General features: G+C 42.9%; 27 protein-coding genes and 2 pseudogenes. 5 read left to right on the top strand and 24 right to left on the bottom strand.

Annotated elements, in window-relative coordinates; genetic code table 11:
• Nucleotides 1-498 precede the first annotated feature (498 nt).
• Entirely contained in the window at nt 499-843 is a 345-nt protein-coding gene (locus CAG57_RS05095; RefSeq protein ID WP_099611444.1) for a YajD family HNH nuclease, read from the top strand.
• 210 nt (nt 844-1,053) lie between these two features.
• Complete coding sequence (locus CAG57_RS05100; RefSeq protein WP_161427133.1) at nt 1,054-2,598, top strand: methyl-accepting chemotaxis protein; 1,545 nt, start codon at nt 1,054-1,056, stop codon at nt 2,596-2,598.
• Between the two features lie 242 nt (nt 2,599-2,840).
• Here CAG57_RS05100 and CAG57_RS05105 read toward each other — a convergent pair whose 3' ends face one another.
• From CAG57_RS05105 to CAG57_RS05130, 6 genes are all read right to left on the bottom strand, one after another.
• Entirely contained in the window at nt 2,841-3,254 is a 414-nt protein-coding gene (locus CAG57_RS05105; protein WP_099611447.1) for a TIGR01244 family sulfur transferase, read from the bottom strand.
• A gap of 18 nt (nt 3,255-3,272) precedes the next feature.
• Nucleotides 3,273-4,136: an MBL fold metallo-hydrolase gene (locus tag CAG57_RS05110; RefSeq protein WP_161427134.1), complete on the bottom strand. Its 864-nt coding sequence runs from the start codon at nt 4,134-4,136 to the stop codon at nt 3,273-3,275.
• Nucleotides 4,137-4,238: 102 nt separating this feature from the next.
• Nucleotides 4,239-4,715, bottom strand: a complete 477-nt coding sequence (locus CAG57_RS05115) for a YqhA family protein (RefSeq protein WP_099611449.1) — start codon at nt 4,713-4,715, stop codon at nt 4,239-4,241.
• A gap of 132 nt (nt 4,716-4,847) precedes the next feature.
• Nucleotides 4,848-6,470 (bottom strand): methyl-accepting chemotaxis protein, encoded by a 1,623-nt coding sequence (locus CAG57_RS05120; RefSeq protein WP_099611450.1) that lies wholly within the window; start codon nt 6,468-6,470, stop codon nt 4,848-4,850.
• A gap of 223 nt (nt 6,471-6,693) precedes the next feature.
• Nucleotides 6,694-8,643, bottom strand: coding sequence for a DNA topoisomerase III (locus tag CAG57_RS05125; RefSeq protein WP_161427145.1), 1,950 nt, complete (start codon nt 8,641-8,643; stop codon nt 6,694-6,696).
• Nucleotides 8,644-8,726: 83 nt separating this feature from the next.
• Nucleotides 8,727-9,062, bottom strand: a complete 336-nt coding sequence (locus tag CAG57_RS05130) for a Grx4 family monothiol glutaredoxin (protein ID WP_161427144.1) — start codon at nt 9,060-9,062, stop codon at nt 8,727-8,729.
• Between the two features lie 308 nt (nt 9,063-9,370).
• On the opposite strand from CAG57_RS05130, the gene sodB reads away from it, so the two are divergent.
• From sodB to CAG57_RS05145, 3 genes are all read left to right on the top strand, one after another.
• Nucleotides 9,371-9,955 carry a superoxide dismutase [Fe] gene (gene sodB / locus CAG57_RS05135; RefSeq protein WP_161427143.1) on the top strand — a complete coding sequence of 195 codons (585 nt, stop codon included), beginning with the start codon at nt 9,371-9,373 and terminating at the stop codon, nt 9,953-9,955.
• Between the two features lie 106 nt (nt 9,956-10,061).
• A complete protein-coding gene (locus CAG57_RS05140; protein WP_161427142.1) occupies nt 10,062-10,565 on the top strand; it encodes a VC2046/SO_2500 family protein in 504 nt (167 codons plus the stop codon).
• A gap of 289 nt (nt 10,566-10,854) precedes the next feature.
• Complete coding sequence (locus tag CAG57_RS05145; protein WP_161427141.1) at nt 10,855-11,523, top strand: SDR family oxidoreductase; 669 nt, start codon at nt 10,855-10,857, stop codon at nt 11,521-11,523.
• Nucleotides 11,524-11,575: 52 nt separating this feature from the next.
• On the opposite strand, the gene CAG57_RS05150 is transcribed toward CAG57_RS05145, so the two are convergent.
• The 18 genes and pseudogenes from CAG57_RS05150 to CAG57_RS05225 all read right to left on the bottom strand — a co-directional run bounded on the left by CAG57_RS05150 (nt 11,576) and on the right by CAG57_RS05225 (nt 26,689).
• Nucleotides 11,576-12,331 carry an MlaA family lipoprotein gene (locus CAG57_RS05150; RefSeq protein WP_161427140.1) on the bottom strand — a complete coding sequence of 252 codons (756 nt, stop codon included), beginning with the start codon at nt 12,329-12,331 and terminating at the stop codon, nt 11,576-11,578.
• Nucleotides 12,332-12,435: 104 nt separating this feature from the next.
• Nucleotides 12,436-13,662, bottom strand: coding sequence for a c-type cytochrome biogenesis protein CcmI (gene ccmI / locus CAG57_RS05155; protein WP_161427139.1), 1,227 nt, complete (start codon nt 13,660-13,662; stop codon nt 12,436-12,438).
• Nucleotides 13,659-14,141, bottom strand: coding sequence for a cytochrome c-type biogenesis protein (locus CAG57_RS05160; RefSeq protein ID WP_099611458.1), 483 nt, complete (start codon nt 14,139-14,141; stop codon nt 13,659-13,661). The genes ccmI and CAG57_RS05160 overlap by 4 nt, the downstream gene beginning before the upstream one ends.
• Nucleotides 14,138-14,692, bottom strand: a complete 555-nt coding sequence (locus CAG57_RS05165) for a DsbE family thiol:disulfide interchange protein (protein WP_161427138.1) — start codon at nt 14,690-14,692, stop codon at nt 14,138-14,140. The genes CAG57_RS05160 and CAG57_RS05165 overlap by 4 nt, the downstream gene beginning before the upstream one ends.
• Nucleotides 14,685-16,649 carry a heme lyase CcmF/NrfE family subunit gene (locus CAG57_RS05170; protein ID WP_161427137.1) on the bottom strand — a complete coding sequence of 655 codons (1,965 nt, stop codon included), beginning with the start codon at nt 16,647-16,649 and terminating at the stop codon, nt 14,685-14,687. Before CAG57_RS05170 ends, CAG57_RS05165 begins: the two co-directional genes overlap by 8 nt.
• Nucleotides 16,646-17,128: a cytochrome c maturation protein CcmE gene (gene ccmE / locus CAG57_RS05175; RefSeq protein ID WP_099611461.1), complete on the bottom strand. Its 483-nt coding sequence runs from the start codon at nt 17,126-17,128 to the stop codon at nt 16,646-16,648. Before ccmE ends, CAG57_RS05170 begins: the two co-directional genes overlap by 4 nt.
• Nucleotides 17,125-17,331, bottom strand: coding sequence for a heme exporter protein CcmD (gene ccmD / locus CAG57_RS05180; protein ID WP_161427350.1), 207 nt, complete (start codon nt 17,329-17,331; stop codon nt 17,125-17,127). The genes ccmE and ccmD overlap by 4 nt, the downstream gene beginning before the upstream one ends.
• Nucleotides 17,332-18,081: a heme ABC transporter permease gene (locus CAG57_RS05185; RefSeq protein WP_099611462.1), complete on the bottom strand. Its 750-nt coding sequence runs from the start codon at nt 18,079-18,081 to the stop codon at nt 17,332-17,334.
• A gap of 75 nt (nt 18,082-18,156) precedes the next feature.
• Entirely contained in the window at nt 18,157-18,825 is a 669-nt protein-coding gene (gene ccmB, locus CAG57_RS05190) for a heme exporter protein CcmB (protein WP_099611463.1), read from the bottom strand.
• The gene (gene ccmA, locus CAG57_RS05195; RefSeq protein ID WP_161427351.1) at nt 18,813-19,445 is read right to left on the bottom strand and encodes a cytochrome c biogenesis heme-transporting ATPase CcmA; all 633 of its coding nucleotides are present in this window, start codon (nt 19,443-19,445) and stop codon (nt 18,813-18,815) included. Before ccmA ends, ccmB begins: the two co-directional genes overlap by 13 nt.
• Before the next feature lie 264 nt (nt 19,446-19,709).
• Nucleotides 19,710-20,198 carry a DUF2802 domain-containing protein gene (locus CAG57_RS05200; protein WP_161427352.1) on the bottom strand — a complete coding sequence of 163 codons (489 nt, stop codon included), beginning with the start codon at nt 20,196-20,198 and terminating at the stop codon, nt 19,710-19,712.
• Nucleotides 20,198-20,683, bottom strand: a complete 486-nt coding sequence (locus tag CAG57_RS05205) for a chemotaxis protein CheW (RefSeq protein ID WP_099611466.1) — start codon at nt 20,681-20,683, stop codon at nt 20,198-20,200. The genes CAG57_RS05200 and CAG57_RS05205 overlap by 1 nt, the downstream gene beginning before the upstream one ends.
• Nucleotides 20,684-20,722: 39 nt before the next feature.
• On the bottom strand, nt 20,723-21,718 hold the full coding sequence (locus CAG57_RS05210) for a chemotaxis protein CheW (protein WP_161427353.1): 996 nt from the start codon (nt 21,716-21,718) through the stop codon (nt 20,723-20,725).
• The gene (locus CAG57_RS16035) at nt 21,711-22,487 is read right to left on the bottom strand and encodes a ParA family protein (RefSeq protein ID WP_170886641.1); all 777 of its coding nucleotides are present in this window, start codon (nt 22,485-22,487) and stop codon (nt 21,711-21,713) included. Before CAG57_RS16035 ends, CAG57_RS05210 begins: the two co-directional genes overlap by 8 nt.
• Before the next feature lie 9 nt (nt 22,488-22,496).
• Nucleotides 22,497-23,612, bottom strand: a complete 1,116-nt coding sequence (locus tag CAG57_RS16040; protein ID WP_202597826.1) for a protein-glutamate methylesterase/protein-glutamine glutaminase — start codon at nt 23,610-23,612, stop codon at nt 22,497-22,499.
• Between the two features lie 32 nt (nt 23,613-23,644).
• A pseudogene (locus CAG57_RS16275) lies at nt 23,645-25,105 on the bottom strand (chemotaxis protein CheA); the annotation flags it as partial.
• A 99-nt stretch (nt 25,106-25,204) separates the two neighbouring features.
• A pseudogene (locus CAG57_RS16280) lies at nt 25,205-25,960 on the bottom strand (Hpt domain-containing protein); the annotation flags it as partial.
• A 9-nt stretch (nt 25,961-25,969) separates the two neighbouring features.
• The gene (locus CAG57_RS05225; protein WP_099611469.1) at nt 25,970-26,689 is read right to left on the bottom strand and encodes a protein phosphatase CheZ; all 720 of its coding nucleotides are present in this window, start codon (nt 26,687-26,689) and stop codon (nt 25,970-25,972) included.
• Nucleotides 26,690-26,808: the final 119 nt, after the last annotated feature.

A 26,808-nucleotide genomic window follows, 5' to 3' on the forward strand; every position in this document is an offset into this window, starting at 1 on the left:
CATGTATTATATCTAGCATTTTTTATATTGTTTGGGCTTTTAAAGCCAAAAAGGCCTTGCAAAAAATGATGTTAAATGATCATAAAATAGATTATTCGATGAAGCTCGTTTTATACCTTCTTTTTTAACATTTACTACATCAATTTTTGTATAAACGAACTTGCAGAGGAAGTTGAAAAATCAAACTTACTCTCTGAAAGAATAACGGCTTAAGTGCAAATCAACTAACGTAAATCAAGGCGACCTTAACGGTGGCCTTTTTATTATCTTAGCGCTAGGGTCTGTTGACCTTTCGAGCTAATTTTTGCAGCAATGTTAGCTACGTTCGTTCACCTCAATCACCTTGTCTGTTTATGCTCATGAAAACTCACTTGCTCCAACCTGTAACTCCAAGTGGTTTGGGTATATGATATAGGTGTTCTTTTCCTCTGTAGTCTTTGCTAATTTAGTCATTTTCGTCTTTAATATTGATATCTTTAACTACTGACTGGAAATACAATGTCATCCGATTTTTATGGCTCAAGTGCCGAATATGCCCGTAAAGAGAGCGGCTACCGCGAGAAAGCGCTAAAACTTTATCCATGGGTGTGTGGTAAATGTGCCCGTGAATTTGTGTATTCAAATTTGCGAGAATTAACCGTCCACCATAAAGACCACGATCACACAAATAATCCTGAAGATGGCAGTAACTGGGAGCTATTATGTTTATATTGTCATGATCATGAACATTCAAAATACACAGAACATGAGCGTTATGGCGTTGATCCCGTCGCACGATTAGACGAGCATAAAAGCGCAACCTATAATCCCTTTGCTGACTTAGCGAAACTGATGAAAAAATAGTTCCAAGAAAGTGAAAAGAAAATTAACGAATTAACCCTCACTTTATCTGCCAAGGTTTTATTATGCATCATTTCAGCAGCACTTAATGATACATATCAAACTGTTGTAACTAATGTCTGGTAATGTAGTCATCTTTGTTGATTAAGTTATCGATTAGGTAGCATTGATAACTGATAGAACGCTGATCAATGGATTAAATAAGAGACGTGTATGACAGATAAAAGAGTTCGATTTTCAGACAAGGATAACCTGATATCCACTACAACTCCTGACAGTTATATTACTCATTGTAATGATGATTTTTGTAAGGTGTCGGGTTATCAACCAGACGAACTAGTTAACCATCCTCACAATGTTGTGCGGCATGCCGATATGCCTAAAGCGGCTTTTGGCCAGCTATGGGAATACATTCGATCTGGCAAAAGCTGGATGGGGTTAGTTAAAAATAAATGTAAAGATTCAGGACATTATTGGGTATCTGCTTTTGTTACCCCCATCTTTGATGAAGCCGGGAACGTCTTTGAATATCAATCCGTTAGAACCCAGCCTACGGATGCACAAATTTCGCGAGCGCATTCGCTGTACGCCAAACTTCACCATGGAAAAGTCGCCATACGCCGCATGAAATGGATGACACTCTCTTTAGGGGTAGTGGCTGCAGAACTGATCATGATTGCGGCTTTTAGCATTCTACCGATCTCTGACACGATACTGTTTAGTACATTGATATCTCTCTCGCTATTGCAATTCGCACTCTTGTTTACCCTTCACAAACGTCTAAAGGTAATTAATGGATTAGCAAAACAGGACTACGATAACCCTTTGATGGAACAACCATATACAGGTTATTGTGATGATGTATCACGGATTGAACTGACATTATTAATGAAGCGAGCCGAGTTAAGGGCAGCGACAGCTCGCGCTAATGAAACCGCGACGGCACTGCTTCAATCAGCGAATGAAGAGATGCTCAACTGCCAATCCATTGATCGTGAACTGAGTGAGCAAAATATCGCCACAGATGCCATGGCGGTTTCAGCTGAAGAGATGCTGGCCTCAATTGATGAAGTGGCTGAGCAAGCCAGGCATAGTGCAGAGTTTGTAAACCATGCGCGCACAAAAGCCCGTGAAGGTGAACAAACCATTGATGAAGCGGTAGAGACCGTTCGTGAACTGAGCCATCATTTGGATCAATCGAAAGCTGCTTTGGAACAACTTTATACGGATGTCAACGGCATTGAAATCATTCTTGAAATGATTCAAGGTATTGCAGAACAAACTAATTTACTCGCCTTGAATGCCGCGATTGAAGCGGCTCGAGCTGGCGAACATGGGCGTGGCTTTGCGGTGGTGGCTGATGAAGTTCGCGCCCTTTCTAGTAAAACCAGTTGTTCTGTTGAAGAGATTCATAAAAAAATAGAACGATTACAAACCGCCGTGAATCAAACTGGCAACTTAATGAATAATGGTATCCAATCTTCTGAACAATGCGTGATTAAATCGCAGCAAAGTAAAGCGTCTTTTGCAGCGATTGTCGGCGATCTAACTTCGATTGGTGAGCAAAGTGCACAAACCTCACAAGCGATTTCTGAGCAAGTACAAGTAACTCAAGCGATGAACGAACATGTTTTCAGAATGAAAGAGGCGATTCAATCAACGCAGTTATTGTCTTCCTCTTCGGTGACGAGAACCGATGCGCTAGTCAATCGTCTCGAAAGTTTACAACGATTAGTGAGGCAATTTAGCGTTAAATAACCTTCAAAGAAACAAGTAGAGAAGAAATTAAGATACGAGATATACCCAAACAACTTGGAGTTGCAGGTAGGCGGCAAGTGAGTGAATCCCCATGAGCATAGACAGGCTATGTGATTGGGGTGAAAGAAGGTAGCCACCCCCCCTGCAGCTTCAAGTAGGAAGGGTATAGTACAGTAAACCTGCATCGCTGTGGTTTGCAGCCACAGCTTTTTGTTCGCCAGCACTAAGATAGTGCTCTATATTTACTGATCTTTTTCAAGTAATGAACTGAAATTAAAACCTTTTTCTTTTGCATAAGCGACGCGCTCTGCCAGAGTCATCTCATCTTCACTGCTCATACACCACAACATACAACAACGGGTACCTGTACGACAAAAAGCCAACACAGGCTTAGGGCATTGTGCTAATAAATCGGTAAACATCTCGACTTGTTGAGCGGTGATCTGGCCAGAGATAACAGGTTGATGATAATAGTTCAGTTGGTATTTTCTTGCTTCTTGCTCAATCTTCCGATTTAAAGGTTGGCCAACTTCTTCTTCATCTGGTCGATTGTTGATCACGGATTTAAAGCCTAACCTTGCAATGTCTTGCATGTCTATCGGTGATATTTGTGGCGCAACAGCCACTTGATCAGTTAACGAAATCAATGTCAGCATAAGCCTAGTCCTTAGCCATTAAATGGCATTCAATGGAATTTTAAGGTATTGAATCCCATTGGCTTCAGCGGATGGTAAAGCGCCTGCTCTCATATTCACTTGTACAGAGGGCAGAATAAGGGTCGGCATTGTTAGTGTCGCATCTCGAGCTTGCCGCATCGCTACAAACTGTTGTTCACTGATACCTTGTTTAACATGAATATTATGCAAACGTTCTTCACCTATTGTGGTTTGAAATTGGAAATCCTCCCGTCCAGGAGCTTTATAATCATGACACATAAAAACTCGGGTTTGATCGGGTAGAGTAAAGAGATTTTGAATCGACTGGTACAACGTTTGAGCGTCACCGCCGGGGAAATCACAACGTGCCGTTCCATAATCTGGCATAAATAATGTGTCGCCCACAAAGGCACTATCACCAATGACATAAGTCATACAGGCCGGGGTATGCCCTGGGGTATGGATAACGATAGCGGTTATCGAGCCTAAGGTGAATCTTTCCTGATCAGCAAATAGGTGATCAAATTGGCTACCGTCCATACAAAAGTCTGAACCTACGTTAAATAGCTTACCAAACGTGTTTTGTACGATGGTAATATTTTTCCCAATCGCTAAAGTACCCCCGACCTGTTGTTTAATGTATGGTGCCGCACTGAGGTGATCAGCATGGACGTGGGTTTCTAAAATCCACTCGACGGACAACTGGTGCTGCTTTATAAACGCAATCAATTTATCCGCAGACTGATATGATGTGCGCCCAGAAGCTGGATCATAATCCAGAACAGCATCCACCACAGCACAATGTTGAGAACTCGGATCAATGACAAGGTAGCTATAAGTAAAAGTGTTTGGATCGAAAAACTCATGTACTTTTGGTTTCATCCTATCCCCCAATGTTATTAATTAATACTAATTTAGAGTATTGTTGCTGTCGTAACTAAAATACACATGATTTGCTTACAGTTGTGATCCATCACTCAGCCCTTACCTCATCATTTTCCACGCTCCGATCGCAGAAAAAATCACTAGGCTAATTCCAGCTCCGAGATAAAGCGTTTCAATGCTCGCCCCCACTTCAACTAAGTGCTCTAAAAACAGAATAACCATAATCACCACAGAAACTTGTAATAAGGTGATTTTTAAATCATGAAAATTCTTGATCGTGAGTGCGCTCAAAAATGCACTATTTTCTAAAGCCGAGGGACGGATAAACAATCGATATAGGCCAACAGAAATCAGTTGAAATGTGATAGCAATTAAAGAAATATCTAGAATTTTTAAAAGCTTAACAACTAAAAGCTTTCCCCCCGTTTCACTAAAGTGAATAGAATTAAAAATATCCATCACCACTCCAAACATAATCATTACTATGGTGCAGTACAAAATAATTGCAGCACAAAAACTAACCACCACGACGGCGAGGACTAAAAAGCGCGTTTTCTCAAATAAGCGTTCAATCATAGGAATCTCGGTTTATTTTCATATTTATTAGGGTCTGTTGACCTTTCGTGCTTATCGATTCAACGACAACCGATAAAAAAGAGCCCAACAGGGACTCTTTTTTATCGGTTAGATTGTAAATAGATGAACGCCTCACACATTAAAGTGTTGTAATTGTTGATCCAATTGATTGGAGCTATCCGCAAGTTGTTGACTTTGTAACGCTAAATCTTGTGCTGATTGACTAATTTGATCGGCTGAAAGGTTAATATGACTAACATTGTGGTTCATCTCTTCAGCCACCGTGTCTTGTTGCTCCGCTGCGGCCGCTATTTGTGTCACACGATCATTCGCTCGAGTTAATTCAGCCACCATTTTATTGAGCATTTCTTTGGTTTCTGTTGCTGTCTGAACATTTTCTGTCACCCGAGTATGGCACTGTTTCATCGCTTGTGATGCGCTGTCAGCACGCACAATCAACGATTCGATGGTTTGCTGGATTTGGTGAGTCGACTGCTGTGTCCTTCCCGCTAAATGACGGACTTCATCGGCAACCACGGCAAAGCCTCTTCCTTGATCTCCTGCACGCGCGGCTTCAATCGCAGCGTTCAATGCCAATAGGTTGGTTTGCTCAGAAATCGCCTGAATCACATCGACAATTTCATTAATACCAGTGACATCATTACGTAATGCTTCAACTAGTTGGTCTGTTTCTGACACTTCTTGCGACAGCTGTTCAATATTTTGTTCCGTACTATCCATCATCTGGCTACAACTTTGTGCTTGATGAGAAACATCATCCGTTGAAGCGGCTGTGTGTTCGGCATTTTGTGCTACATCACGAATGGTCGCATTCATCTCATTCATCGCTGTCGCGAGTTGCTCCAATTGCATACGTTGCGACTGGGTGCTAGTTGCGGTTTCTTCACTGGCTGAAGCAATGCTCGTTGCCATTTGTGCCGTATTCATCGCCGACTGTTTCGCTGTTAATAAGGCTTGATGGGTATGTTCGATCATGGTGTTGATTGAATGGCCTAAACTGGCAATTTCATCGCGCCCTTTCGGATGAAATCGCACCGTCATGTCTCCTTCTGCTGCCCGTTTTACTTTTGTTACAAATAGAGCTAATGGGTCAGTAATATTTTTGCCGATCATGCTAGAAAATATCAGGGTGATCAGCAGCCCCAGTAAGGCAAACCCTAGGTAGAATAAAGAGCTCTGATAAACGGTTTGATTAATATCATACACAATAACCCCTGAGCCAATAATCCAATTCCACTGGTTGGTTTTGGCGACATAAGAAATTTTATCCTCAACTTTTCCTTGAGGCGACACCAGTGTGTATTCAACAAATCCAGCGCCTTGACGCTGAACCGTTTGCGCCATCTGTTGCCAGTGGAAGCGTCCCGCTCCATCTCGAACCTGGCTCATATCTTGATTAACGGCTTCAGGTCGTAAAGGATGTAACACTAAACGAGCATTGGGTGTCATAATCCAGAAATAGTTATCACCATCATAGCGTAACGCTTTGATCGCTTCGGTTGCTTGTTTTTTTGCTTGTTCTTGTCCTAATTGGCCCGAGAGTTGTGCATAGTAATCGACTAAACTGACAACCGATTCGACTTGATTTTGTATGCTCTGCTGGCGCTCTTGGTAAGCCATTTCTCTCAGTTTACTGACCCCATAGAGGCTGATCAGAGCGATAGTTAGCAGCGAAATAATTTCAATAACTAATATTTTTTTACGTACGTTGAGCACTCTCAGTATTTTTAGCATAGTATTTTCCTAGCACAAACGTGATCACGGGCATTTTTGCCTCTACTATATGTGGTGGCTATATTCATTAGGAGCTCTCTGTGATATTGCTCCAGAACTCACTCACCTAACTATGGGAAACCCCTTCAGGTTATGCAACATTATTAGTTTTTTTCTGTGTGTTTATTCTAACTTTTTAGCAACAAAGCCTTTTGCATTTCCCACAATCTATTGTTAAACACCGTTATTTCTGGTGAGAGATAGGCGTTTTTCTCTTACTTGATCGACTCTTGGATTTAAACAATCGCGTACGACGTACTTGAGGCAATGCACTTAAAGATGAAGGGATAGGGTTGTGCTTGATTTGTTTCATCCACTCGGTGATTTGTAATTCAAGATCTTGCATAAAAGGGTGATAAGCCTGATCTCGTTCAGCCATAGCTTGAAGTTGGTGCTCCCACTGTGCTGTCATATCAGGATAAGTCGCTTGCAGAGGAAGAGCATGTATAAGCCCTTTTCCAGCTTGGGTACTTTTAATTAGCTTACCTTCACGCTGTAATAGTTGCCGTTTAAATAGCGTGTCCAAAATACCAGCTCGAGTGGCTTCAGTGCCTAATCCATCCGTATCGCGAAGAATTTTTTTTAGCTCTTTGTCTTCGACAAATCGAGCGATGCCCGTCATAGCTTGTAGTAATGTCGCCTCAGTAAAATAGCGCGGGGGCTCAGTTTTGCATGCCTTAATTTCTCCTTCTCGACAAGTCAAGGTTTGGCCAACCGTGAGAGGGGGCACGTTATCGATTCCTTCATCTTGTGAAGCGCTTTGGCCGATTAACGATTTCCAACCTGCTGTGATTAACTGACGTCCTTTCGCTATAAATTTCCCTCCCGCAATATCAAACTCTAATTTTGCTTCCGCATACACAGCGGGAGGATAAAACTGGATAAGGTATTGTCGAGCAATTAAGCCATAGATATGTTGTTCAGCTACCGACAGTCCATTTAGCGGGGCCATTTTCGGCGTTGGAATAATGGCATGATGCGCATCAACTTTTTTATCATTCCATGCTTTCGATTGACGAGATAAATCCGCCCCCTGCACAGCAGGATGCAGCTCATTCAGGTTATGTGCAATCGCCGAGGTGACTTGCTTCGCCTGTACAAAGTGCTCTTTAGGAAGATAGCGACAATCAGAACGTGGATAGGTAATCAACTTGTGTTTTTCATAAAGAGATTGGCACGTATCCAACACCTGCTGCGCACTGAATTGATAGCGCTTAGCCGCGTCAATTTGTAACGCGGATAAGGAGTAAGGCAATGGCGCAGCTTGTTTGGTTTGATTTTGTTCAGATTCAATGACCTTTGCTGCTTGTCCTGCGATACGTTTAGCCACATTTTCAGCCAACTGACGATGAAGCACTCTCCCCTCTTCATCTTGCCAAGGTTTACATGCCTCACTCGGTTGCCATCGTGCTCGAATATCAAAGCAATGCTCTCCATGTTGATAAGGAATTAAAGCATGCAAAGTAAAGTAGTCTTTGGGTTCAAAGTGAGCGATCTCTTCATCACGGCGTACCACAAGCCCTAGTACCGGCGTTTGTACTCGACCAACCGATAAAACACCTTGGTATCCCGCTTTCTGACCTAATAGCGTATAAGCGCGAGACATGTTCATACCATACAGCCAATCTGCGCGAGAACGAGCTAATGCTGAGACAGATAAAGGTATAAAATCACGATTATTACGCATTGAAGAGAGCGCTCGTTGAACGGCAGACAAATTAAGATCACTAATTAACAAACGCTGTATGGTTTTCTGCTTATGTTTAGCAACGTGACAGTAATCAATAACTTCATCAACCAGTAACTGTCCTTCTCGGTCGGGATCGCCTGCATGGATGATGTCTTGCGCTTCTTTTAATAATTTACGTACTACTGCGAGTTGCTTACTGGCGCTTTTTCTTGGCCTAAGCTGCCAATGTTCCGGAATAATGGGCAAGTCAGCAAGGTTCCATTTTTTATAACGTTCATCATAACTATCCGGCTCAACTTGCTCTAATAAATGCCCAATGCACCACGTCACGATATCACCGTGACCACAACGGATAAATCCTTGCTCTTTTTTGTGAGGCTTAGGCAGTGCATCCGCTATCGCTCGCGCTAAGCTGGGCTTTTCAGCAATAAATAAACGACTCATAACATCAAATCAATAAAAAAAGTAAGGCCACATTACTCAATGTGGCCTTATAAAATCAAGAAAAACTGTGATTTTATACAGTATTATTCATTGTTGTCAGAGGTGCGTCCGCCTGCTTCTTTAACCAGTGGTTGCAATTCACCTTTTTGAAACATCTCCAAAATGATATCGCAACCACCAATTAACTCACCTTCAACCCATAATTGGGGAAAAGTTGGCCACTGAGCATAAATAGGTAGCTCAGCTCGGATATCTGGATTTTGCAAGATATCGACATAAGCAAATTTTTCACCACAAGCCATCAAAGCTTGTGCCGCTTGAGAAGAAAAACCACAGCTTGGTAGTTTTGGCGATCCTTTCATATATAGGAGAATCGGGTTTTCGGCTATTTGCTGTTTGATTTTATCAATGGTTTCCATTGCTTCCTCTTGATGGATGGCTAGTTGAATGCCTCCATTCTAAATCATTAAGAGAGAATAAAAAGCACAATATGTTTAAGGATTTCGAGCAACAAGGCCAAAGATAGTCGTTAACGATAAATTTTTCTTCACTACAGGGTGTTAATAAAGTAAAAACTTGCTAAAATAGCTAGCAAGTCAGTCTTACCGACGAAATACAATAATACTGGAAGCCATCGAAGGAAGTATATTGCTCTGTCGAGTGCTCGAATATTTACCTACCTCGTCAGCAATATATCTTCTTTCCTCGAAAAACGGAGAATAGAGCAATGGCATTTGAATTACCTGCGTTACCATACGCAAAAGATGCACTAGAACCACACATTTCAGCAGAAACCTTAGATTACCACTACGGCAAACACCACAACACGTATGTGGTTAAACTTAATGGTTTAATCCCTGGCACTGAATTTGAAAGTAAAACGCTAGAAGAGATCATCAAAACCTCAACCGGTGGTATCTTTAATAATGCTGCTCAAGTCTGGAACCACACTTTCTACTGGCACTGTTTATCTCCTAATGGTGGCGGTGAACCAAGTGGTGACGTGGCTGAAGCAATTAATGCGGCCTTTGGGTCATTTGAAGAATTTAAAGCGAAATTCACCGACTCTGCAATCAATAACTTTGGTTCATCTTGGACTTGGTTAGTCAAAAAAGCAGACGGCTCACTGGCGATTGTCAACACATCAAACGCCGCAACTCCGATCACGGAAGATGGCGTAACGCCATTACTGACGGTCGACTTGTGGGAACACGCCTACTACATTGATTACCGTAACCTACGTCCAGATTATATGAATGGCTTCTGGGCTTTGGTTAACTGGGACTTTGTCGCTCAAAATCTAGCGAAATAATTCTTTACTGATTATTATCATGCTGTTAAGCCTGCATCCATTGCAGGCTTTTTTATTAAAGTTTTTTCTCTTAATGCCGCTATGAGGAAGGCATCGAGGAGAAATAATGCAAGTACATACGCTAGATAAAGCTGGAATTATTAATGAACTGCACATTGGTTCGAATATCAACCAAGCAATTCAACATGGTCGTCATGCCGATTTTGCACTATTCATGGCTTTGTTTTCTAATGATGTTCGAGATGCCTGTCCGGTAGAGCCTATCGAAGAAAAAATCACGACCGAACAGCTGTTGCGTAAGCAATTTTCACTACCTGAATTACAACCACTACGCAACGATCATTCGTCTTATCAGATATCAGCCCAGCAGGCCCATTGCTTTCACTCCGGCGGCTTAGCAAGTGCCAAGCTCTCACACTATCTCAAACCGGAAGCGCTGACTTATCTACCTGAAGCGACTCAAGGCTTTCCGGAAGAGGTCTACTTGAATCTATCTGGACATGATCGACGCCACCTAGCCACAACATCAGCAAATAGCTTACTAACGACCGACTTGTACCCTCAACTCAATACCGCTTGGCGACAAGATCAGCTACGTGCTCAAGCATAATTAATGAAAACTAATGGTGTACCAGCCCTACACTCTGTGAAATAGAGCAAAGATTAACCATCATTTTTCTATCGAACGATGGTTATTTGAGATCATTCACACTGAACTTTATTTTTATCAACCATGCTTTTTACACCGAATCATCACTGTAATGAATCGCTACTTGAATAGGATGAAATGATAATGTCACCTATTTATCCTGTTTTTAATACAAAAATCGTCCTGCAATAAACATTAGTGGATATCAACGATTCGGCTTCAGTTTGAGGTTGATCATGAGGGAAAAGCCATGGAAATCAATAAGGCGCTTGTAGTTATCACGTCTGCTAGCTCATTATTTGGCTGTACACTTGCAACACATTTTACCCGTCTAGGGGCGAACGTGATCATTTGCGATACGCAGCATTCAAAGCTGATTGAAAGCTGGAAAAATTGTCAACGCTTATCAGGAAATATTGACTACTACGCATTAAACGATCACTCTTTTGTGAGTATTGACCTATTATTTTCTTATATTGTTCAACAATTTAACAAGGCTCCTGATGTATTGATTAATCACTGGCCTGCACTTCCCTTTCCCTCATTGATTGATGATAAGACAAATCAACACTTTATCGAACAAATGGGCGATATCACATCGTCACTATTTACTTTCGGGCAAGCCTGTACGATCCGAATGCGCGAGCATCAAACGAAGGGAGTGATTGTTAATGTTATTTCCTATCCTGAATGTGATGAAAAATCAGGTATTGATACGGCGCGCTCATTAGTCGCAGGGTTAACTCAAACTTGGGGAAAGGAACTCACACCGTTTAATATTCGTGTCGGCGGTGTTGTTCCTATGTCAGATAAACACACTTCTGACTCGCATTGGGCTGAAGTTCAAGACGAACTGATTCGCAATACCGAATATATCGTTGCCAATGACTATTTTAGTGGGCGAGTTATCTCTGCTTAAACGTTACTCAAGAAGCTTTCGTGTACTGGCTGAGTAAAAATGCAATGATCCATTAAAACCCCCCCTCTAAATAGTCATCAAGGTAATCTTCTTCATGCTCATCATAAACGCTGGTTTCTCTTTCTGCTTTGAAATCACGGCGCTGTAAATACACTTCTCTGGTTAGTGCATAAGGATCAGGGGAGTTGTCTAACATAGACTCTTGCTGCACAAGTGCGGCGCGAGTTTCCATGCCTTCAATAGCCCATTTACCAAGGCCTGCCCAAATATTTAAATAAGAAAGAGGGGCATATAAACCGTCAACCATATCCGTGGTTTCACGTGCAGTAAAAGGGCCGTAGCCTGGCACCATCACATAAGGGCCATTACCGACACCATAATGACCGACTGCATCGCCAAACTGTTTTTCATCGTGCTTATTGATTCCGGCTTCAGAGGCGATATCAATCAAACCTAATAAACCAAAAGTGCTATTGAGCCAAAAACGGTTAAAGTGATCGAGTGCTTTTTCACCATTGCCCATGATTAAATTATTAATCATGCTGGCTGGTTCATCTAAATTTGACAAGAAATTAGCAACACCACGTCGAAGTGGTGAAGGCACATAATCAACATACGCAATGGACACGGGACGAACGATATAGGGATCTAAATAATCGTAGTTAAGGGTCCACATTGTACGGTTAAACCCTTCAAAAGGATCCTCTGGATTTGAGTCAGAAACTGAGCCGTCATGAGGTACAGAGCTACACCCAAAAAGTACTAATATAAAAAAAAGGCTCACAGACCGTGATAAACGGCTTGGCATGTTAGTTATCCATCTTTTATGCAACAAGGATCACTCCTTGAGTTGTTCTACTATAAACGGTATTTACCGCAATCAGGTAACGTTAAGCTTTGCTTAACACAGGATCAATGGTATTGAGTGTCAATGGTGATATCAACAGGATCACCTATTTCAACGATGGTACTTTCTCCAAACCAATCCCCTTCTCGGGTTGCTACATTGCCATCGTTATCCAAGCGTGCTCGAACAATCAATCTCTCTAATTGAGATAAGTCACGCCCCTGTAGCATGCTGTTACTGTTATCAAGGAGCACCGTTACCGGAAACTGGCTCAATGGGTAGCGAGCCGCTGCCACAGGAATAGAAGCACCATCGGCACTATGAATAGAGACAATTAACACACCATCTTTAGGGACTATCACTGTATCAGCTAAACGAACCGTCACTTTAACCGAAAGCGCTGGCGAGCGATTTGCAGATAAGTTGCGCTGAGCACTTTCAATACTACGCGTGAGCATATCATAACGAGTATCATTTGGCCCAATCATCTGTTGCATCTGCTGCCAATAGGCAATGGCCTTTGTGTAGTCGCTGTTTTCAAAAGCATCAAAAGCTAATAACGAGAAAACTCTAAGATCCACATCATCGGCCTGAGCTAACTTAAGCAGCAGTGTTCTTGCTTGATTTTGCTCCCATTCATCATTGGAGAGAATCAAGGCTTGAGCATAACCGAACTGAACATCACCGTCTTTAGGGGCAAGTTCATAGGCTTTTTTGCTCGCGCCAATCGCTGTTTGCATATCACGATTGGCCATTCCAATCCGCCCAAGCAATAACCACCCAGTGGCATCATTCGCTTGATAATGCAACCGAGTCCGTAAAGATAAAGTGAGATCTTGCATCTCTTGGTCGGTCAACTCAACCCCATGAGGTGATGGTATCATGAGCTTCTTACTCAGTTCAGGCAAACTGGCGCTCACTTGCTGCCAATGTTTAACTTGGGAATAAGAGCCATACTCTGCATATAATCCATAACTGAGCGTTATCATGAGTAGCATTGCCAAAACAAAGATAGCCCCTTTAGCTGACATCGACTCACGAGTTAATTCCGATCGACTTGGCACATCATCTAATAATGACTGTTTCAAATCGGTAATCAGTGCTTGTGGATCATCCACGAAACCTTCTTGCGTTTCCGCCTCAAGTTCAGCTAAACGGTCTTTGTAAAAGGCTTTATTCAACTCATCCCGCAACGGTTGATCATTATTATTAGTTCGTTGGCTCATGGGAATAGCAATAAAGAGGCTTGCTACGATCACTAAAATAAGTGTAGATAGCCAAAATAATGTCATGCTTGTTTATCTCCTTGGCTTTCATCCTTCAATAATGCTTGCAAGCGTGCTTCTTTTTCTTGATCCCAATTTTCGACCTGAGTCGGATGATTCTTACGACCTCGGCTGCGCATAACGAGTACGCTAAACCCGATCATCAATACCAAAAGCGGCGCAATCCACAAAATAGCAGTACTGGCTGTCAATGGAGGATTGTAGGTAACAAAGTTGCCATAGCGAGCGACCATGTAATCGATTACCGTTTGCTTTTCATGACCTTGCTTTGTCATTTCATATACTTTTTGTCGCAAGTCCTGAGCGAGCTCCGCATTAGAATCAGCAATTGAGTTATTTTGACATTTGGGACACCGCAGTGTATTGCTCAACTCATGAAACTGTTTCTCTTGCTCTGGTGTATCAAAGTCATAGACATCAATCACAGCCCAGCTAGATAATGAAAGAAACAATGTGGCAAACGTCGCCCAACGCATCAATCTCATGGCTGACTCTCCTGCACAAGTTGCTGATAGATAGGCTCAAGTTGGTTTTTCCAGTGATGAGGATTAACATCACCAACATGGCGATAACGAATGACTCCATGAGCGTCAATCAGAAACGTTTCCGGTGCACCATAAACGCCCAAATCCAAACCTAGCATCCCACTGCCATCAAATAGACTAATTAAATAGGGGTTGCCCAATTCATTTAACCATGTCACCGCTTTGTCACGTTGATCTTTGTAATTTAGGCCGATGATTTTCACCCCTTGATCTGCCAGTTGGTTTAAGTACTGATGTTCGGCATAGCAGGTGGGACACCAAGTGGCCCAGACATTCAGTAATAACGGTTTTCCGATAAAAATCGATTGATCATACAATCGGCCTGGCTCTGCTAAATCTTCTAATTTAAATTCAGGAACGACTTTACCAATCAAAACCGACTCCAGTTTGGTTGGATTATCTCCTGCTGAATTTTTCATCAACTGGGTAACAAAAATAGCCACCAAAAGTAGAAAAGCCAATAATGGGATAAACAGCACTTTTTTATGCATTGTCTCCCCCCAATTGTACGGTTTTTCTAAAACGATAACGTTTATCACTTATCGCAAAAGCACCACCAATAGCCATAAATAAAGCCCCGGCCCAAATCCACCGTACAAAAGGCTTATGATAAATGCGAACCGCCCAAGCATCACGGCCCTCTAACCGCTCACCCATCGCAATATAGAGATCTCGAGTGATACCTCGATCAATAGCAGCTTCCGTCATCATAGAGCGGGCAGTGCGATAAAAACGTTTTTCAGCGTGCAATGTATTAATGTATTGCCCATTTTTGGTGATTTCGAAGTCAGCAATATAACCATCATAATTAGGGCCATCTCTATCTCTTAATCCTTTAAAATAGAAGTTATACGAATCTAAGGTGAAATGTTCACCTGGGGCTAACCGCACATCACGCTCCACGCTATAGTTTTGCACCATTGCAATACCAATTACACTCACCGCCATCCCTAAATGGCCAAGTACCATCGCCCAGTGACTACGCGACAGTTTTTTCACGCCCACAGCAAAAGTATGTCGATGAGTTGCTCGTTGATATAACTCAATCCCATGTAAGCTAATGATCCAGAAAGCCATCACCCATCCGAGATAAGCCATCGGTCTAAATTCATCTGTCAAAATATGGATCAAGACGGCACTGCTCAGCAAAGCGATCCCCGCCGAAATAATCATAGGTTTGACAAGACTAGCTAAAGAATCACGCTTCCACCGAATCAATGGGCTGATCCCTAAGAAGAAAGCAAAAGGCACCATTAACCAAGCAAAGACTGTATTAAAAAAAGGGGCTCCGATAGAGACAGAGCCTAATCCAAGTTGCTTATGAATCAAGGGCAGCAGTGTACCGATCAGCACGACGACTAATCCGGTAATCAATAAAATATTGTTGCTTAATAACGCATTTTCACGAGAAACGAGCGCAAACTCACCGTGTGAACGCACCGCACTTCCCTTAAGAGCGTATAGCAATAAGGAGCCACCAATAACAATGACTAAAAAAGCTAAAATAAACATACCGCGAGCGGGATCAGACGCGAACGCATGAACCGACACTAAAATGCCAGAACGAACTAAAAAGGTTCCTAGTAGGCTAAGTGAAAAGGCAGAGATAGCGAGTAATACCGTCCATGCCTTAAAGATTCCTCGCTTCTCAGTAACCGCAAGAGAGTGCATTAAAGCGGTTCCGGCTAACCATGGCATTAACGAAGCGTTTTCTACTGGATCCCAAAACCACCATCCCCCCCAGCCGAGTTCGTAGTAAGCCCACCATGAACCTAAAGCAATTCCTAACGTCAAAAATAACCATGCCGCCGTCGTCCAAGGGCGGGACCAACGTGCCCATGCGGTATCTAAACGTCCGGTCATTAAAGAAGCTATCGCAAAAGAAAAAGCAACAGAAAAGCCGACATAACCCATATATAAGATAGGAGGATGAACAATTAATCCTGGATCTTGTAGTAATGGATTAAGGTCTCGTCCATCAATAGGAAAATGTGGCAAGGTACGGATAAAAGGATTGGAAGTAACGATGATAAACAGTAAAAAGCCAACAGTAATCATGCCCATAATCGATAATACACGCGCAACCGACGCTTGTGGCATCCCTCGGCTAAAACTCGCCACCGCCACCGTCCACCCAGCCTGAATCAACGCCCATAGTTGCAAAGAACCTTCGTGCGCTCCCCAAGCTGCAGTTAAACGATAATACCAAGGCAATTGGCTATTTGAGTTGCTCGCGACATACAGTACTGTGAAATCATTGACGTAAAATGCCCATAATAAAATAATGAACGATATGGCAAGCATGGTCAGCATTCCCCATGACAGGGGACGAGCACTATTCATGAGTAGCCGATGATGGTATTGCGCCCCCACCATAGGAAGAATACTCAATAAAACAGCAAAAGCCAGAGAAAGGATAAGCGAAAAATGGCCAATTTCGACAATCATTGCAGGCTTCCTTGTTGCTGTTCTTCAGTATAAATCAACGGTGCATGATTTTTTTGCAGCGCTTCGGCAATTTCGGTCGGCATATAGTTTTCATCATGCTTAGCTAACACTTCAAAGGCTTCTATTGTTGTGGCATCTTTTAATACACCTTGTGCAACAATGCCTTGTCCCTCTCGAAAAAGGTCGGGAAGAATTCCCTCATATTCCACTTTGACCGTTGGGCCCACATCATGTAATAAAAAACTAACTTTTAGTGAATTGGGATCACGAGAAACAGAGCCGACGGTCACCATACCTCCAATTCTTAACCGTTGACCCACTTCTGGTTTTTTGCCTTTCTTGCCATTGACCAGTTCTGTTGGTGTATAAAAAAGATCCATGTTTTGGCTTAATGCATAGAGGATTAATCCGGTTGTTATCCCTAACCCAATCAAAATTGCGAGGATCATACTAAGCCGCTTCTTTCGTCTCGGATTCATAGGGTATTCTCCATATTTTTAGCCGCCTCAATACGAGCCTGTCGATTGATTTTCTTTTGCACATCTTGAAGTTGGTCTCTCCCGGCTCGCACACTCAACACCCACAAAAAACCCATTGAAAAGAAAGTAATACCAAACGCACTCCACACATATTCAGCGTAACCTCCCATGGCAAAAAACTCGCTCCAAGAATTAAAATACATTTATTTCTCTCCCTGTAATTGTGTGGCTAACTCAATAACCCAAGGACGTTGACTTTCTCGTTGAATGATCTCATTGCGTAAACGAATCAAAGTGACCGCGACAAAGAAAAATGCAAAACCGACAATACAAATCAATAAAGGCCAAAGCATGTCTGATGAGATAGATGGTTTAGCAAATTTCGTGATTGAGGCACCTTGATGCAAAGTGTTCCACCACTCAACAGAGAAATGAATAATCGGTAGGTTGATCACCCCGACAATCGCAAGAATACCCGCAGCTTTTGCCGCCATTTTGGGGTCATCAAATGCTTGGTACAGTGCAATGACACCTAAATACAGGAAAAGCAAAATAAGTTCTGATGTCAAACGCGCATCCCATACCCACCAAGCACCCCACATAGGTTTGCCCCAAATGGCTCCAGTAACCAAAGCAATGAACGTCAATACAGCCCCAATCGGAGCCATTGCTAAAGCCGCCATATCTGCAACTCTAATTTGCCAAACAAGACCAATAAAAGCAGCCATCGCCATGGCTAGATAAGCTCCCATCGACCAAATTGCAGAAGGAACGTGGATATAAATGATGCGAAAACTATTACCTTGTTGATAATCAGAAGGCGCAAAAGCTAGCCCCCAGACGATACCTGTCACCAAACACAATAACGTTAAGGTAGTAAACCAAGGCAGAAACTTACCGCATAACTGATATACCGTTTCAGGCTTGGCATAAGGATGAAGCCATTTCCACATTGTTCGTCTCACTCTTGCTTCTGTAACCGAATCTTTTTGTTCAGATTATTATTCACTTAATCGGAATCAAACCGACTAATGCACACTAATTCGTAAAGCCGCACTGATGGCTAATGGCGTTAAGGTTATTGCCCCCATAAGCATCGCGCCTAAAATAGCCAATTGCCCAGCATATGGTATACCCAAGGCTGCAGCATCAATTGCTGATGTGGCAAAAATTAAAATCGGAATATACAGCGGTAGTACCAATAAACTGAGCAATACACCACCTTTTTGTAGCCCCACGGTTAACGCAACACCAATGGCTCCCACAAAACTTAATGTTGGCGTGCCCAAGGTCAGTGTACAAACCGCGGCCAACCAGGTATTGAAGTCTAACGCTAGCAATATAGCAAGCAGAGGGCTGATCAAAATAAGAGGAACACCAGTTAATAACCAGTGTGCGAACACTTTGGCTATGACGACGACAGAAAGAGGCGTTGGCATTAGCATCATTTGCTCTAATGCACCATCTTGAAAATCGTCACGTAACAATCGCTCTAGTGACAGTAGTGCCGATAACAGAGCAGCAACCCAAAGAATACCGGAAGAGATTCGAGATAAAAGTACCGGATCTGGGCCAATACTGAGCGGAAAGAGCGTTATCACAATAATAAAAAACCACAGAGGATTAACAATATCAGCCTGACGACGATAGGCAATCAGCAGCTCTCGACGAACAATTGTGATCATCAACGAGAACATGGCTCCACTCCCAGTTTAATTTTTCTCAATTTCGCATTATCAGTAAACATGTCCTGATGGGTCGTTAACATAATCATGCCTCCAACCTCTGTATGACGTAAGAAAAGTTGTTCCAGAACCCAAACACCCTGTTTATCGATAGCAGTTAACGGCTCATCTAAAACCCACAGTAAGTGCTCACTTAACCAGAGACGAGCCAAAGCAACTCGACGCTGCTGTCCTGCAGACAACTGAGCAACAGGCACTTCTTCAACCCCTACCAGCCCAACTTTGGCTAAGGCTTGATACAACGGCTGATCCTCGCAAGTACTGTTGCTCACCTTTTGATAAAAACGCAGATTTTCTAACGGAGTCAATTCACGTTTAATCCCCGTTTGATGGCCAAGAAAAAGGAGATCGCGGTGAAAACTTTCGCGGTCTTGCGCGATATTCTCTCCCTTCCAGAGTATCTGACCAGCATCAAGGTTACCCAGCCCGGTAATCATCCTCAGCAACGTAGTTTTACCCGTACCATTTCGACCTTCAACCTGAACCAGCTCACCCGCTTGAATGTTAAAAGACAATTCTTCAAAGAGCACTCGATCATCTCGAATTGCCGTGAGATTTTTTGCTTCCAGCATGAGCTTCTATATCAATATGTTGGGTCGACCATATTAACACAGCCATAAAAAGACAAAATAGAATAAGGGTATTCTGGGTCACGAAAACAAATAAGAATTTGTTAATTTTTTGGTAAGAAAAGGTAAATTAAGCCTTTGGTTTTATATGGGTATATAGACCTGATAGGGCGAAAAAAAAGAAAGGACTCGATGCGACTCTCTCTAAATAGCAAAAAATAAAAAAGGAAGCTCTAACACTTCCTTAATCAAAAGAGGGAACTTATTTTAGCGTTTTTTTCCAGTTGGATAAGGCTGTTTTCTATCTGGATCGCTAGTCAGTGGTGGGACGGCCTCTTTGCCTGTTAACTTTTTTTGCAATGAAAGCATCAACTCAGCTTCAGCCTTAGGCAATTCACATTCCTCAATCAGCTCATTAATGTCGGCACCAAGCTTTGCCATTTTACTAGCACGACTATACAAGCGAGCATCAGTATCCGCGTTTTCTAACTGCTTAAGGCGCTCACTGAGATGAGCAATCATCTCTTGCTGTTCTGTCACTCGTTGCCCAAGCCCAATAGCGGCTGAACGTATTTCTAACAGCTGTTTGGTCGATTTTTGTAGCGATTTATCTAAGCTACGAGCCTGCTGACGAAAATAATCGGCTTGGCGAATCAGCTTTCGATGCAATGCCACTAGGCAAAATATGAGTAATAGTGCTACCAATAACCCGCCTCCAGCTAAAACAGGAGGCGTTAAATCGAAAAAATCACCCATTATAAATGAGCCATTTCATCCCATTCTTCTTCTGACAACAGCTTGTTCAGATCAACTAAAATCAGTAGCTTGCCATCGCGATTGCTAACACCTTGAATAAATTTAGAACTTTCATCAGTGCCAACACTCGGTGTGGTATCAATTTCAGAAGAACGCAGGTAAACGACTTCGGCAACACTATCGACCAAGATACCAATAACTTGGCGCTCTGATTCAATAACGATGATACGTGTATTATCGGTAATTTCACCAGACATCAGACCAAAACGTGAACGAGTGTCGATCACGGTAACCACGTTTCCACGTAGGTTGATAATACCCAGTACATAATCTGGTGATCCGGGAACTGGGGCAATTTCGGTGTAACGCAAAACTTCACGCACTTGCATCACATTAATGCCATAGGTCTCTTCTTCCAATTGAAATGTCACCCACTGAAGCACTTCATCGTTTGAGTGTTCTTTTCTCACTTTTACTTCAGACATACCGTTTCCTCTCTAAGTCGTTACCGACAAATATATAAATTATTTATCGAGTGCTTTGACATCAAGCCCTGCATTAAGCATAGCGATTAATGCTTGAACATGAATCAACGCACACATTTTTTCTTTAACCATTCCCGCAAGCCAAGGACGTTTGCCCACCTGCTCCCGCCAACGGACTTTATCACTACTTAGCCATTCTGTTCCTAATAGTTTGCTACAAGCAAGCCCCCACATACTTTCATCTAACATAACAATGTATTGATACTCTTCTTTATATGAATCATCGCGTAACTTTTCAGCCATGACCCATTTTGCCGTATCAACCACATCTAACTGATGCTCTCGACTCGTTTGTAGCCCTAGATACCATGGTGGACGACCAATTAAATGATTCAGTGTCGCTTTGCGATGAATACCACCCAGCTCATCAAGCGGAACAGCAAAAGTGACACCATTAACTTCAAAGTAAAGTACTTGGAAATTCGCTTCACGAACTGGGCAGTTCCAATGACCAATGGGTGACACTTCAGCTTGTGCTGTATCATCAGCTTGCGACTCTACTTCTTCAGTATGGTGGCTAGCGACCGCTTCTGCCACTTCAGGTTGCACCTGTTGTTGCGCTTCTTTAACAACCTCAACTGTAATGGGGGCAACCTCTTGTTGATAAGGTTCGATTTCCCATTCTTGAATTTCTTCTGTTACGAGAGGCTGCGGAATCGACTGAGCTATTTGCTGCGTGTTTTGCTCTAAAATATCGTCAATACCGAGTTCATCCACTGGATTACTGGTTTCTAACTGACTCAGTAATCGTTCTACATCCTCTAAGTTGGGTAATTCAAATTCAACTAAAGTTTGATCAACATAGTCAACCTCACTTTCCACTTTAAGCGCAGGAGCAGGTTGAGGCTCAAGTGATGGTTGGATTACCGGAGCATCCAATGTTGCTTGAGGACTCTGATCATCAAGCTCTTCTGCTAATAACGCAGTAAAGTAATCTTCTAAAGCTTGTTCACTGGATAATAATGGGCTACTCATTGATGGCTAGCCTCTCTAAAAACAACAACAGTTGTTTATAGGCAAAGACACCACGACATCCTTCTGCAAAGTGGGAAACGGGCAAGCGTTTTAAGCTGGCATCTCTGAATTTTGTATCAATTGGTACCGCTGAAGTCCAAACTTGCTCGGGATAGTCTTTTTTTAATTGATTAAGTGTCTGTAATGAAGCACGAGTCCGTTTATCATACATCGTGGGTACAATGGTCACTTTAAACTCACGACTACGAGACTTTTGCATAATAGCTAAAGTACGAACCATGCGTTCAAGCCCTTTCATTGCCAGGAACTCGGTTTGCACTGGTATTAAAATACGATCACTAGCAGCCAAAGCATTGACCATCATCACACCGAGGATAGGAGGGCAATCAATTAAGACGTAATCATAACTGGCACGCAAAGCGAGTAATGCGCGTTTAAGAATAAGCCCCATACCACTGCGATTGCCCATGACACGATCCAGCGTCGCTAAAGACATATGAGCGGGGATAAGATCGATGCCTTCAATATCCGTTTGTAAAATCAGCGGCTCAACACTTTGCTCGGTAAAATCACGTAATTGAAAAAGATCAAATAAACTCGCCGGTATCGCATCAGAATCATAACCTAGATACGTTGTTAACGACGCATGGGGATCGGTATCCACCAACAACACACGTTTGCCTTGTTTACTCAGTAGGCCCGCGAGGGTGATAGTCGTTGTCGTCTTACCGACGCCTCCTTTTTGGTTCGCAACGCTCCAAACAATCATGATGCTTCCTTAATTCAGACCGACTTCAACCAATATCCGCTCAGCAATACGTTCGAGAGGAAGATCTTCCGATGAAATCCCAGCTTTCGCTACCGCTTGAGGCATTCCATATACTACGCAACTCTCTTCATCTTGCGCCCAAATCGTGGCACCAACGGCTTTTAGCATGCGAGCGCCTTCTCGTCCATCAGCCCCCATTCCAGTCAGCACCATAGATAGCACTTTATCACCAAATATTTTCGAGGCAGAGCCAAAAGTGATATCAACACAAGGCTTATAATTCATTCTCTCACCGCCATCAATAATACGAAGGCGTGCTGCCCCGGGTCGACCATCGATCATCATCTGTTTGCCACCCGGCGCAAGATAGGCAACACCGGGACGTAACATATCCCCATCTTCTGCTTCTTTGACTTCAATTTTGCACAATGAATTAAGGCGACTGGCAAAGGCTGCGGTAAACGTCGCTGGCATATGCTGAATGAGTACGATGGGATGCGGGTAATTCGCTGGTAACTTAGTCAGAATTTTTTGTAATGCAACCGGCCCCCCTGTCGATGTTCCGATCGCGGTTAACTGATATTTTTTCCCCGATGCTTTAAAACGAGCAACAGGCGCAGCCTGACGACTCGCAGCACTCGAATTCGAGGTCGAAGGCGAGACCTGACGTGTCGAACCACTTGATGTCACAGGCGATTTTGCAAGCAGGCTACGACGCATAAACGTTCTCTTGCCTGCAATATCCATCACTTTTTGCTGAAGTAGCGAGACGGCTTCATCTCGATTACGAGCAATATCTTCAAATTTTTTCGGGAGAAAATCGAGAGCCCCCGCATCTAACGCATCTAACGTCGCTTTCGCTCCATCATGCGTGAGTGAGGAAAACATCAAAATTGGGGTGGGATTATTCGCCATAATCTCACGTACAGCCGTGATACCATCCATAATGGGCATTTCAATGTCCATCGTGATGACATCAGGTTTTAAGCGCAAAGCTTTATCTACAGCTTCACGACCATTTGTTGCCACATCAATGACTTCTAAACGCGATTCGGCATTGATGATCTCACTCACTCGACGTCGAAAGAAGCTTGAATCATCAACAACTAATACTTTAATCGCCATAGTTATCCTTATTATTAAGTAGCGAAACGCTACTAAAAACGCGAGGCTGCCGCGTATTTTTTCAGTAAATCAGATATATCCAATATCAGCGCAATATGCCCATCACTGGTAATCGTCGCTCCGGCCATACCTGGCGTCCCCTGAAGCAGTTTATCGAGAGGTTTAATCACGACTTCTTCCTGCCCAATTAAAGTATCCACCACAAAGCCGACGCGTTGATTACCTATCTGTACGATAACAACATGCCCATGCCCTTTACGGGCTTCAACCATGCCAGCTTGTGGGGCTAACCAATTTTGCAAATAGAAAAGGGGAATTGATTTATCACGAACAATAATGGTTAATTGGCCATCAACCACGTTCGTACGACTTAAATCAAGATGGAATATTTCATTCACACTCGCTAGAGGCAAAGCAAAAGGATGCCCAGCAACACCTACCATTAAGGTGGGTAGAATTGCTAACGTGAGGGGAACTTTGATGGTAATTTTGGTGCCTTTACCCAGTTCTGAATCTATATCAATCGAACCATTTAACGTATTAATTGCCGTTTTAACCACATCCATCCCAACACCACGGCCTGAGATATCTGAAATTTTCTCTTTACTTGAGAAGCCAGGCATAAAGATAAGGTTAAAGCATTCTTTATTAGTTAAGCGAGAAGCGGCATCTTCGTCCATCATGCCACGTTTCACGGCAATCGCTCTCAATTTATCGGGGTCCATACCACCACCATCATCGACGATAGCAAGCTCAATATGATCCCCCTCTTGGGAAGCAGATAAAATGACTTTACCGGTGCGCGGTTTGCCAGATGCCACTCGATCATCGGGCATTTCTATACCATGATCGACTGAATTACGAACCAAGTGAATCAGAGGATCGGCCAATGCCTCAACTAGGTTTTTATCTAGATCGGTTTCTTCACCGCGTAATTCCAACACAATATCTTTTTTAAGTGTTCGAGCTAAATCACGGACGACACGAGGAAAGCGACCAAATACTTTTTTAATCGGTTGCATGCGAGTTTTCATCACCGCACCCTGTAGATCTGCCGTGACAACATCTAAATTCGAAACCGCTTTAGACATTTCTTCATCATTACTATTTAGTCCCAAGCTCAACAAGCGGTTTCGAACTAAAACCAGTTCACCAACCATATTCATAATAGTATCGAGCGTGGATGTATCAACTCGAACTGTGGCCTCTACCTGTTGTTGTGGTTTTTTCACCGGACTCGCCGCTGTCGTAACTTCACGTTTTTCAGCAGTAGGGGTCGCTTTTACAGGAGAAGTCACAGCCGACGAAGCAGCTTTTTCCACAGGCGTTTGGGCTGCAGTTTTGCTATCTGTCGTTTGACTTACGCTCGTTGATGATTGGCTGATCGCGCTAGCAGGCTTTGTCGCCATTTCAAGTTCATCGATAGAAGGCCCTTTACCTGAGCCGTGTAACTCATCTAATAAGCGTTCAAACTCTTCATCTGTCATCAAATCACTATCGGAACTAAAACTGGAGCTTGCCGCTGGATTTGTTGATGTTTTATCTGAAGTTGTTGATGTTTTATCTGGCGTTGATGAAGCAGATGTCTCATGCACAGAAGGCCCCTTGCCTTGGCCGTGTAACTCATCGAGCAGTTTTTCAAATTCATCATCGGTGATATCACCACTTGAAGAATCACTGTTTGAAGAACTACTAGTCGGTGCTGAAGGACTTGGCTCAGTGCTTGCAGAGGCTGTATTCGTTTCTGCACCCGGAGCTCGCCCTTTACCATGCAGTTCGTCGAGCAGTTTTTCAAACTCATCTTCACTGATATCATCAATCGAACCACTGCTCGTAGTATGTTCAGTGGATACCGTACTTTCTGTACTTGCAGGAGTTTCAACCACAGGCTCATCGATTACTGCTTCAATTTCAGCCGCAGGAGGCGTTTGCTGATCAGCAGAAGGCTCATCTTCAGACTCTGGTTTACATAGCGCGTGTAACTCTTCAATTAATTGAGGATCAGCGGGTTGCACTGGTTCACGATTTTGTACCGCTTGAAATTGTTCATTGACCGTATCAAGGGCACGCAGCATGGTATCCATCAAACTCGCAGTGACGCTTCTCTGCCCATTCCGTAAGTAGTCAAACACATTTTCTGCGCCATGACAGGTTTCAACTAACTCGGTTAACGCTAAGAAACCCGCACCACCTTTTACCGTATGAAAACCTCGGAAAATAGCATTAAGAAGGTCTCGATCTTGTGGATTATTTTCTAATTCCACTAACTGCTCTGATAGCAGCTCTAAAATCTCACCGGCTTCAACCAAAAAGTCTTGAAGAATATCTTCGTCTAAATCGTAGCTCATACGTTACCCCTAAAATCCAAGACTCGACAGTAAATCATCGACTTCGTCTTGAGATGAAACTGCATCAATGCGCTCATGAGGGTTTAAAATCGGTCCTTCAGGTTCGCAAATTGCTTTTTCAACGTTTTCTGATTGTTGTTGTAATTGATTCTTGCCAAATACGGTCAAAATATCCACTAAACGACCTTCGACTTCGTTCACTAATGTGATCACACGTCGGATGATTTGCCCCGTTAAATCTTGGAAGTCTTGCGCCATTAAGATCTCGGTAAGTTGCCCACGTAGTTCGCAGCTATCACCTTCGACTTGAGACAGGAGATCGTCGATACGATGACAAAGGGCTTTAAACTCACTCAGTTCGATTCGACCTTGCATCAGTTGATTCCATTGAGGACGAATCACCAATAAGCTTTCATGAAGGTTGTCAGCCATCGGCATACAGCGCTCAACAGCATCCATGGTTTTATTGGCTGCAACTTCTGTTTTATCAATCACGTAATGCAGTCGATCACGCGCATCAGGGATTTCATCATTCGCAATCTGACTCATCCGTTCATCGACATGAAACTCCCGCATGGCATCATGTAGATCGCGAGTTAATACACCGATTTCCTGCAGCACAGGGTTTCCTTCAGATTCATAAATCTGTTTAACCAGTTGGTTGGCGCTACCTTGCTGCCCTGCCTCTAGCAGTTGAACGAGTTCTTTTGCTTGTTCTAATGAAATCATCCTGTTTTAGCCTTGCTCGCGTAATGAATCAAATACCGTTATCGCTAACAAATTTCTACTTATGCAGTCTATTCGTTTGGCATTCATAATGTTAGCCTTCATAGCTATTGCTACATTGA

Source organism: Vibrio sp. V30_P3S12P165, from assembly GCF_009904905.1.
GTDB lineage: Bacteria > Pseudomonadota > Gammaproteobacteria > Enterobacterales > Vibrionaceae > Vibrio > Vibrio fujianensis.

Coding starts and splice junctions, on each gene's coding strand:
- CAG57_RS05100 (WP_161427133.1), top strand. CDS start 1,054: ATGACAGATAAAAGAGTTCGATTTTCAGACAAGGATAACCTGATATCC.
- ccmI (WP_161427139.1), bottom strand. CDS start 13,662: ATGACATTATTTTGGCTATCTACACTTATTTTAGTGATCGTAGCAAGC.
- CAG57_RS05160 (WP_099611458.1), bottom strand. CDS start 14,141: ATGAGATTGATGCGTTGGGCGACGTTTGCCACATTGTTTCTTTCATTA.
- CAG57_RS05115 (WP_099611449.1), bottom strand. CDS start 4,715: ATGATTGAACGCTTATTTGAGAAAACGCGCTTTTTAGTCCTCGCCGTC.
- CAG57_RS05140 (WP_161427142.1), top strand. CDS start 10,062: ATGCAAGTACATACGCTAGATAAAGCTGGAATTATTAATGAACTGCAC.
- CAG57_RS05110 (WP_161427134.1), bottom strand. CDS start 4,136: ATGAAACCAAAAGTACATGAGTTTTTCGATCCAAACACTTTTACTTAT.
- CAG57_RS05095 (WP_099611444.1), top strand. CDS start 499: ATGTCATCCGATTTTTATGGCTCAAGTGCCGAATATGCCCGTAAAGAG.
- CAG57_RS05120 (WP_099611450.1), bottom strand. CDS start 6,470: ATGCTAAAAATACTGAGAGTGCTCAACGTACGTAAAAAAATATTAGTT.
- CAG57_RS05145 (WP_161427141.1), top strand. CDS start 10,855: ATGGAAATCAATAAGGCGCTTGTAGTTATCACGTCTGCTAGCTCATTA.
- ccmA (WP_161427351.1), bottom strand. CDS start 19,445: ATGCTGGAAGCAAAAAATCTCACGGCAATTCGAGATGATCGAGTGCTC.
- CAG57_RS05105 (WP_099611447.1), bottom strand. CDS start 3,254: ATGCTGACATTGATTTCGTTAACTGATCAAGTGGCTGTTGCGCCACAA.
- CAG57_RS05200 (WP_161427352.1), bottom strand. CDS start 20,198: ATGGGTGATTTTTTCGATTTAACGCCTCCTGTTTTAGCTGGAGGCGGG.
- CAG57_RS05130 (WP_161427144.1), bottom strand. CDS start 9,062: ATGGAAACCATTGATAAAATCAAACAGCAAATAGCCGAAAACCCGATT.
- ccmD (WP_161427350.1), bottom strand. CDS start 17,331: ATGTATTTTAATTCTTGGAGCGAGTTTTTTGCCATGGGAGGTTACGCT.
- sodB (WP_161427143.1), top strand. CDS start 9,371: ATGGCATTTGAATTACCTGCGTTACCATACGCAAAAGATGCACTAGAA.
- CAG57_RS05125 (WP_161427145.1), bottom strand. CDS start 8,643: ATGAGTCGTTTATTTATTGCTGAAAAGCCCAGCTTAGCGCGAGCGATA.
- CAG57_RS05185 (WP_099611462.1), bottom strand. CDS start 18,081: ATGTGGAAATGGCTTCATCCTTATGCCAAGCCTGAAACGGTATATCAG.
- ccmE (WP_099611461.1), bottom strand. CDS start 17,128: ATGAATCCGAGACGAAAGAAGCGGCTTAGTATGATCCTCGCAATTTTG.
- CAG57_RS05205 (WP_099611466.1), bottom strand. CDS start 20,683: ATGTCTGAAGTAAAAGTGAGAAAAGAACACTCAAACGATGAAGTGCTT.
- CAG57_RS05150 (WP_161427140.1), bottom strand. CDS start 12,331: ATGCCAAGCCGTTTATCACGGTCTGTGAGCCTTTTTTTTATATTAGTA.
- CAG57_RS05225 (WP_099611469.1), bottom strand. CDS start 26,689: ATGATTTCATTAGAACAAGCAAAAGAACTCGTTCAACTGCTAGAGGCA.
- CAG57_RS05165 (WP_161427138.1), bottom strand. CDS start 14,692: ATGCATAAAAAAGTGCTGTTTATCCCATTATTGGCTTTTCTACTTTTG.
- ccmB (WP_099611463.1), bottom strand. CDS start 18,825: ATGTTCTCGTTGATGATCACAATTGTTCGTCGAGAGCTGCTGATTGCC.
- CAG57_RS05170 (WP_161427137.1), bottom strand. CDS start 16,649: ATGATTGTCGAAATTGGCCATTTTTCGCTTATCCTTTCTCTGGCTTTT.
- CAG57_RS16035 (WP_170886641.1), bottom strand. CDS start 22,487: ATGATTGTTTGGAGCGTTGCGAACCAAAAAGGAGGCGTCGGTAAGACG.
- CAG57_RS16040 (WP_202597826.1), bottom strand. CDS start 23,612: ATGGCGATTAAAGTATTAGTTGTTGATGATTCAAGCTTCTTTCGACGT.
- CAG57_RS05210 (WP_161427353.1), bottom strand. CDS start 21,718: ATGAGTAGCCCATTATTATCCAGTGAACAAGCTTTAGAAGATTACTTT.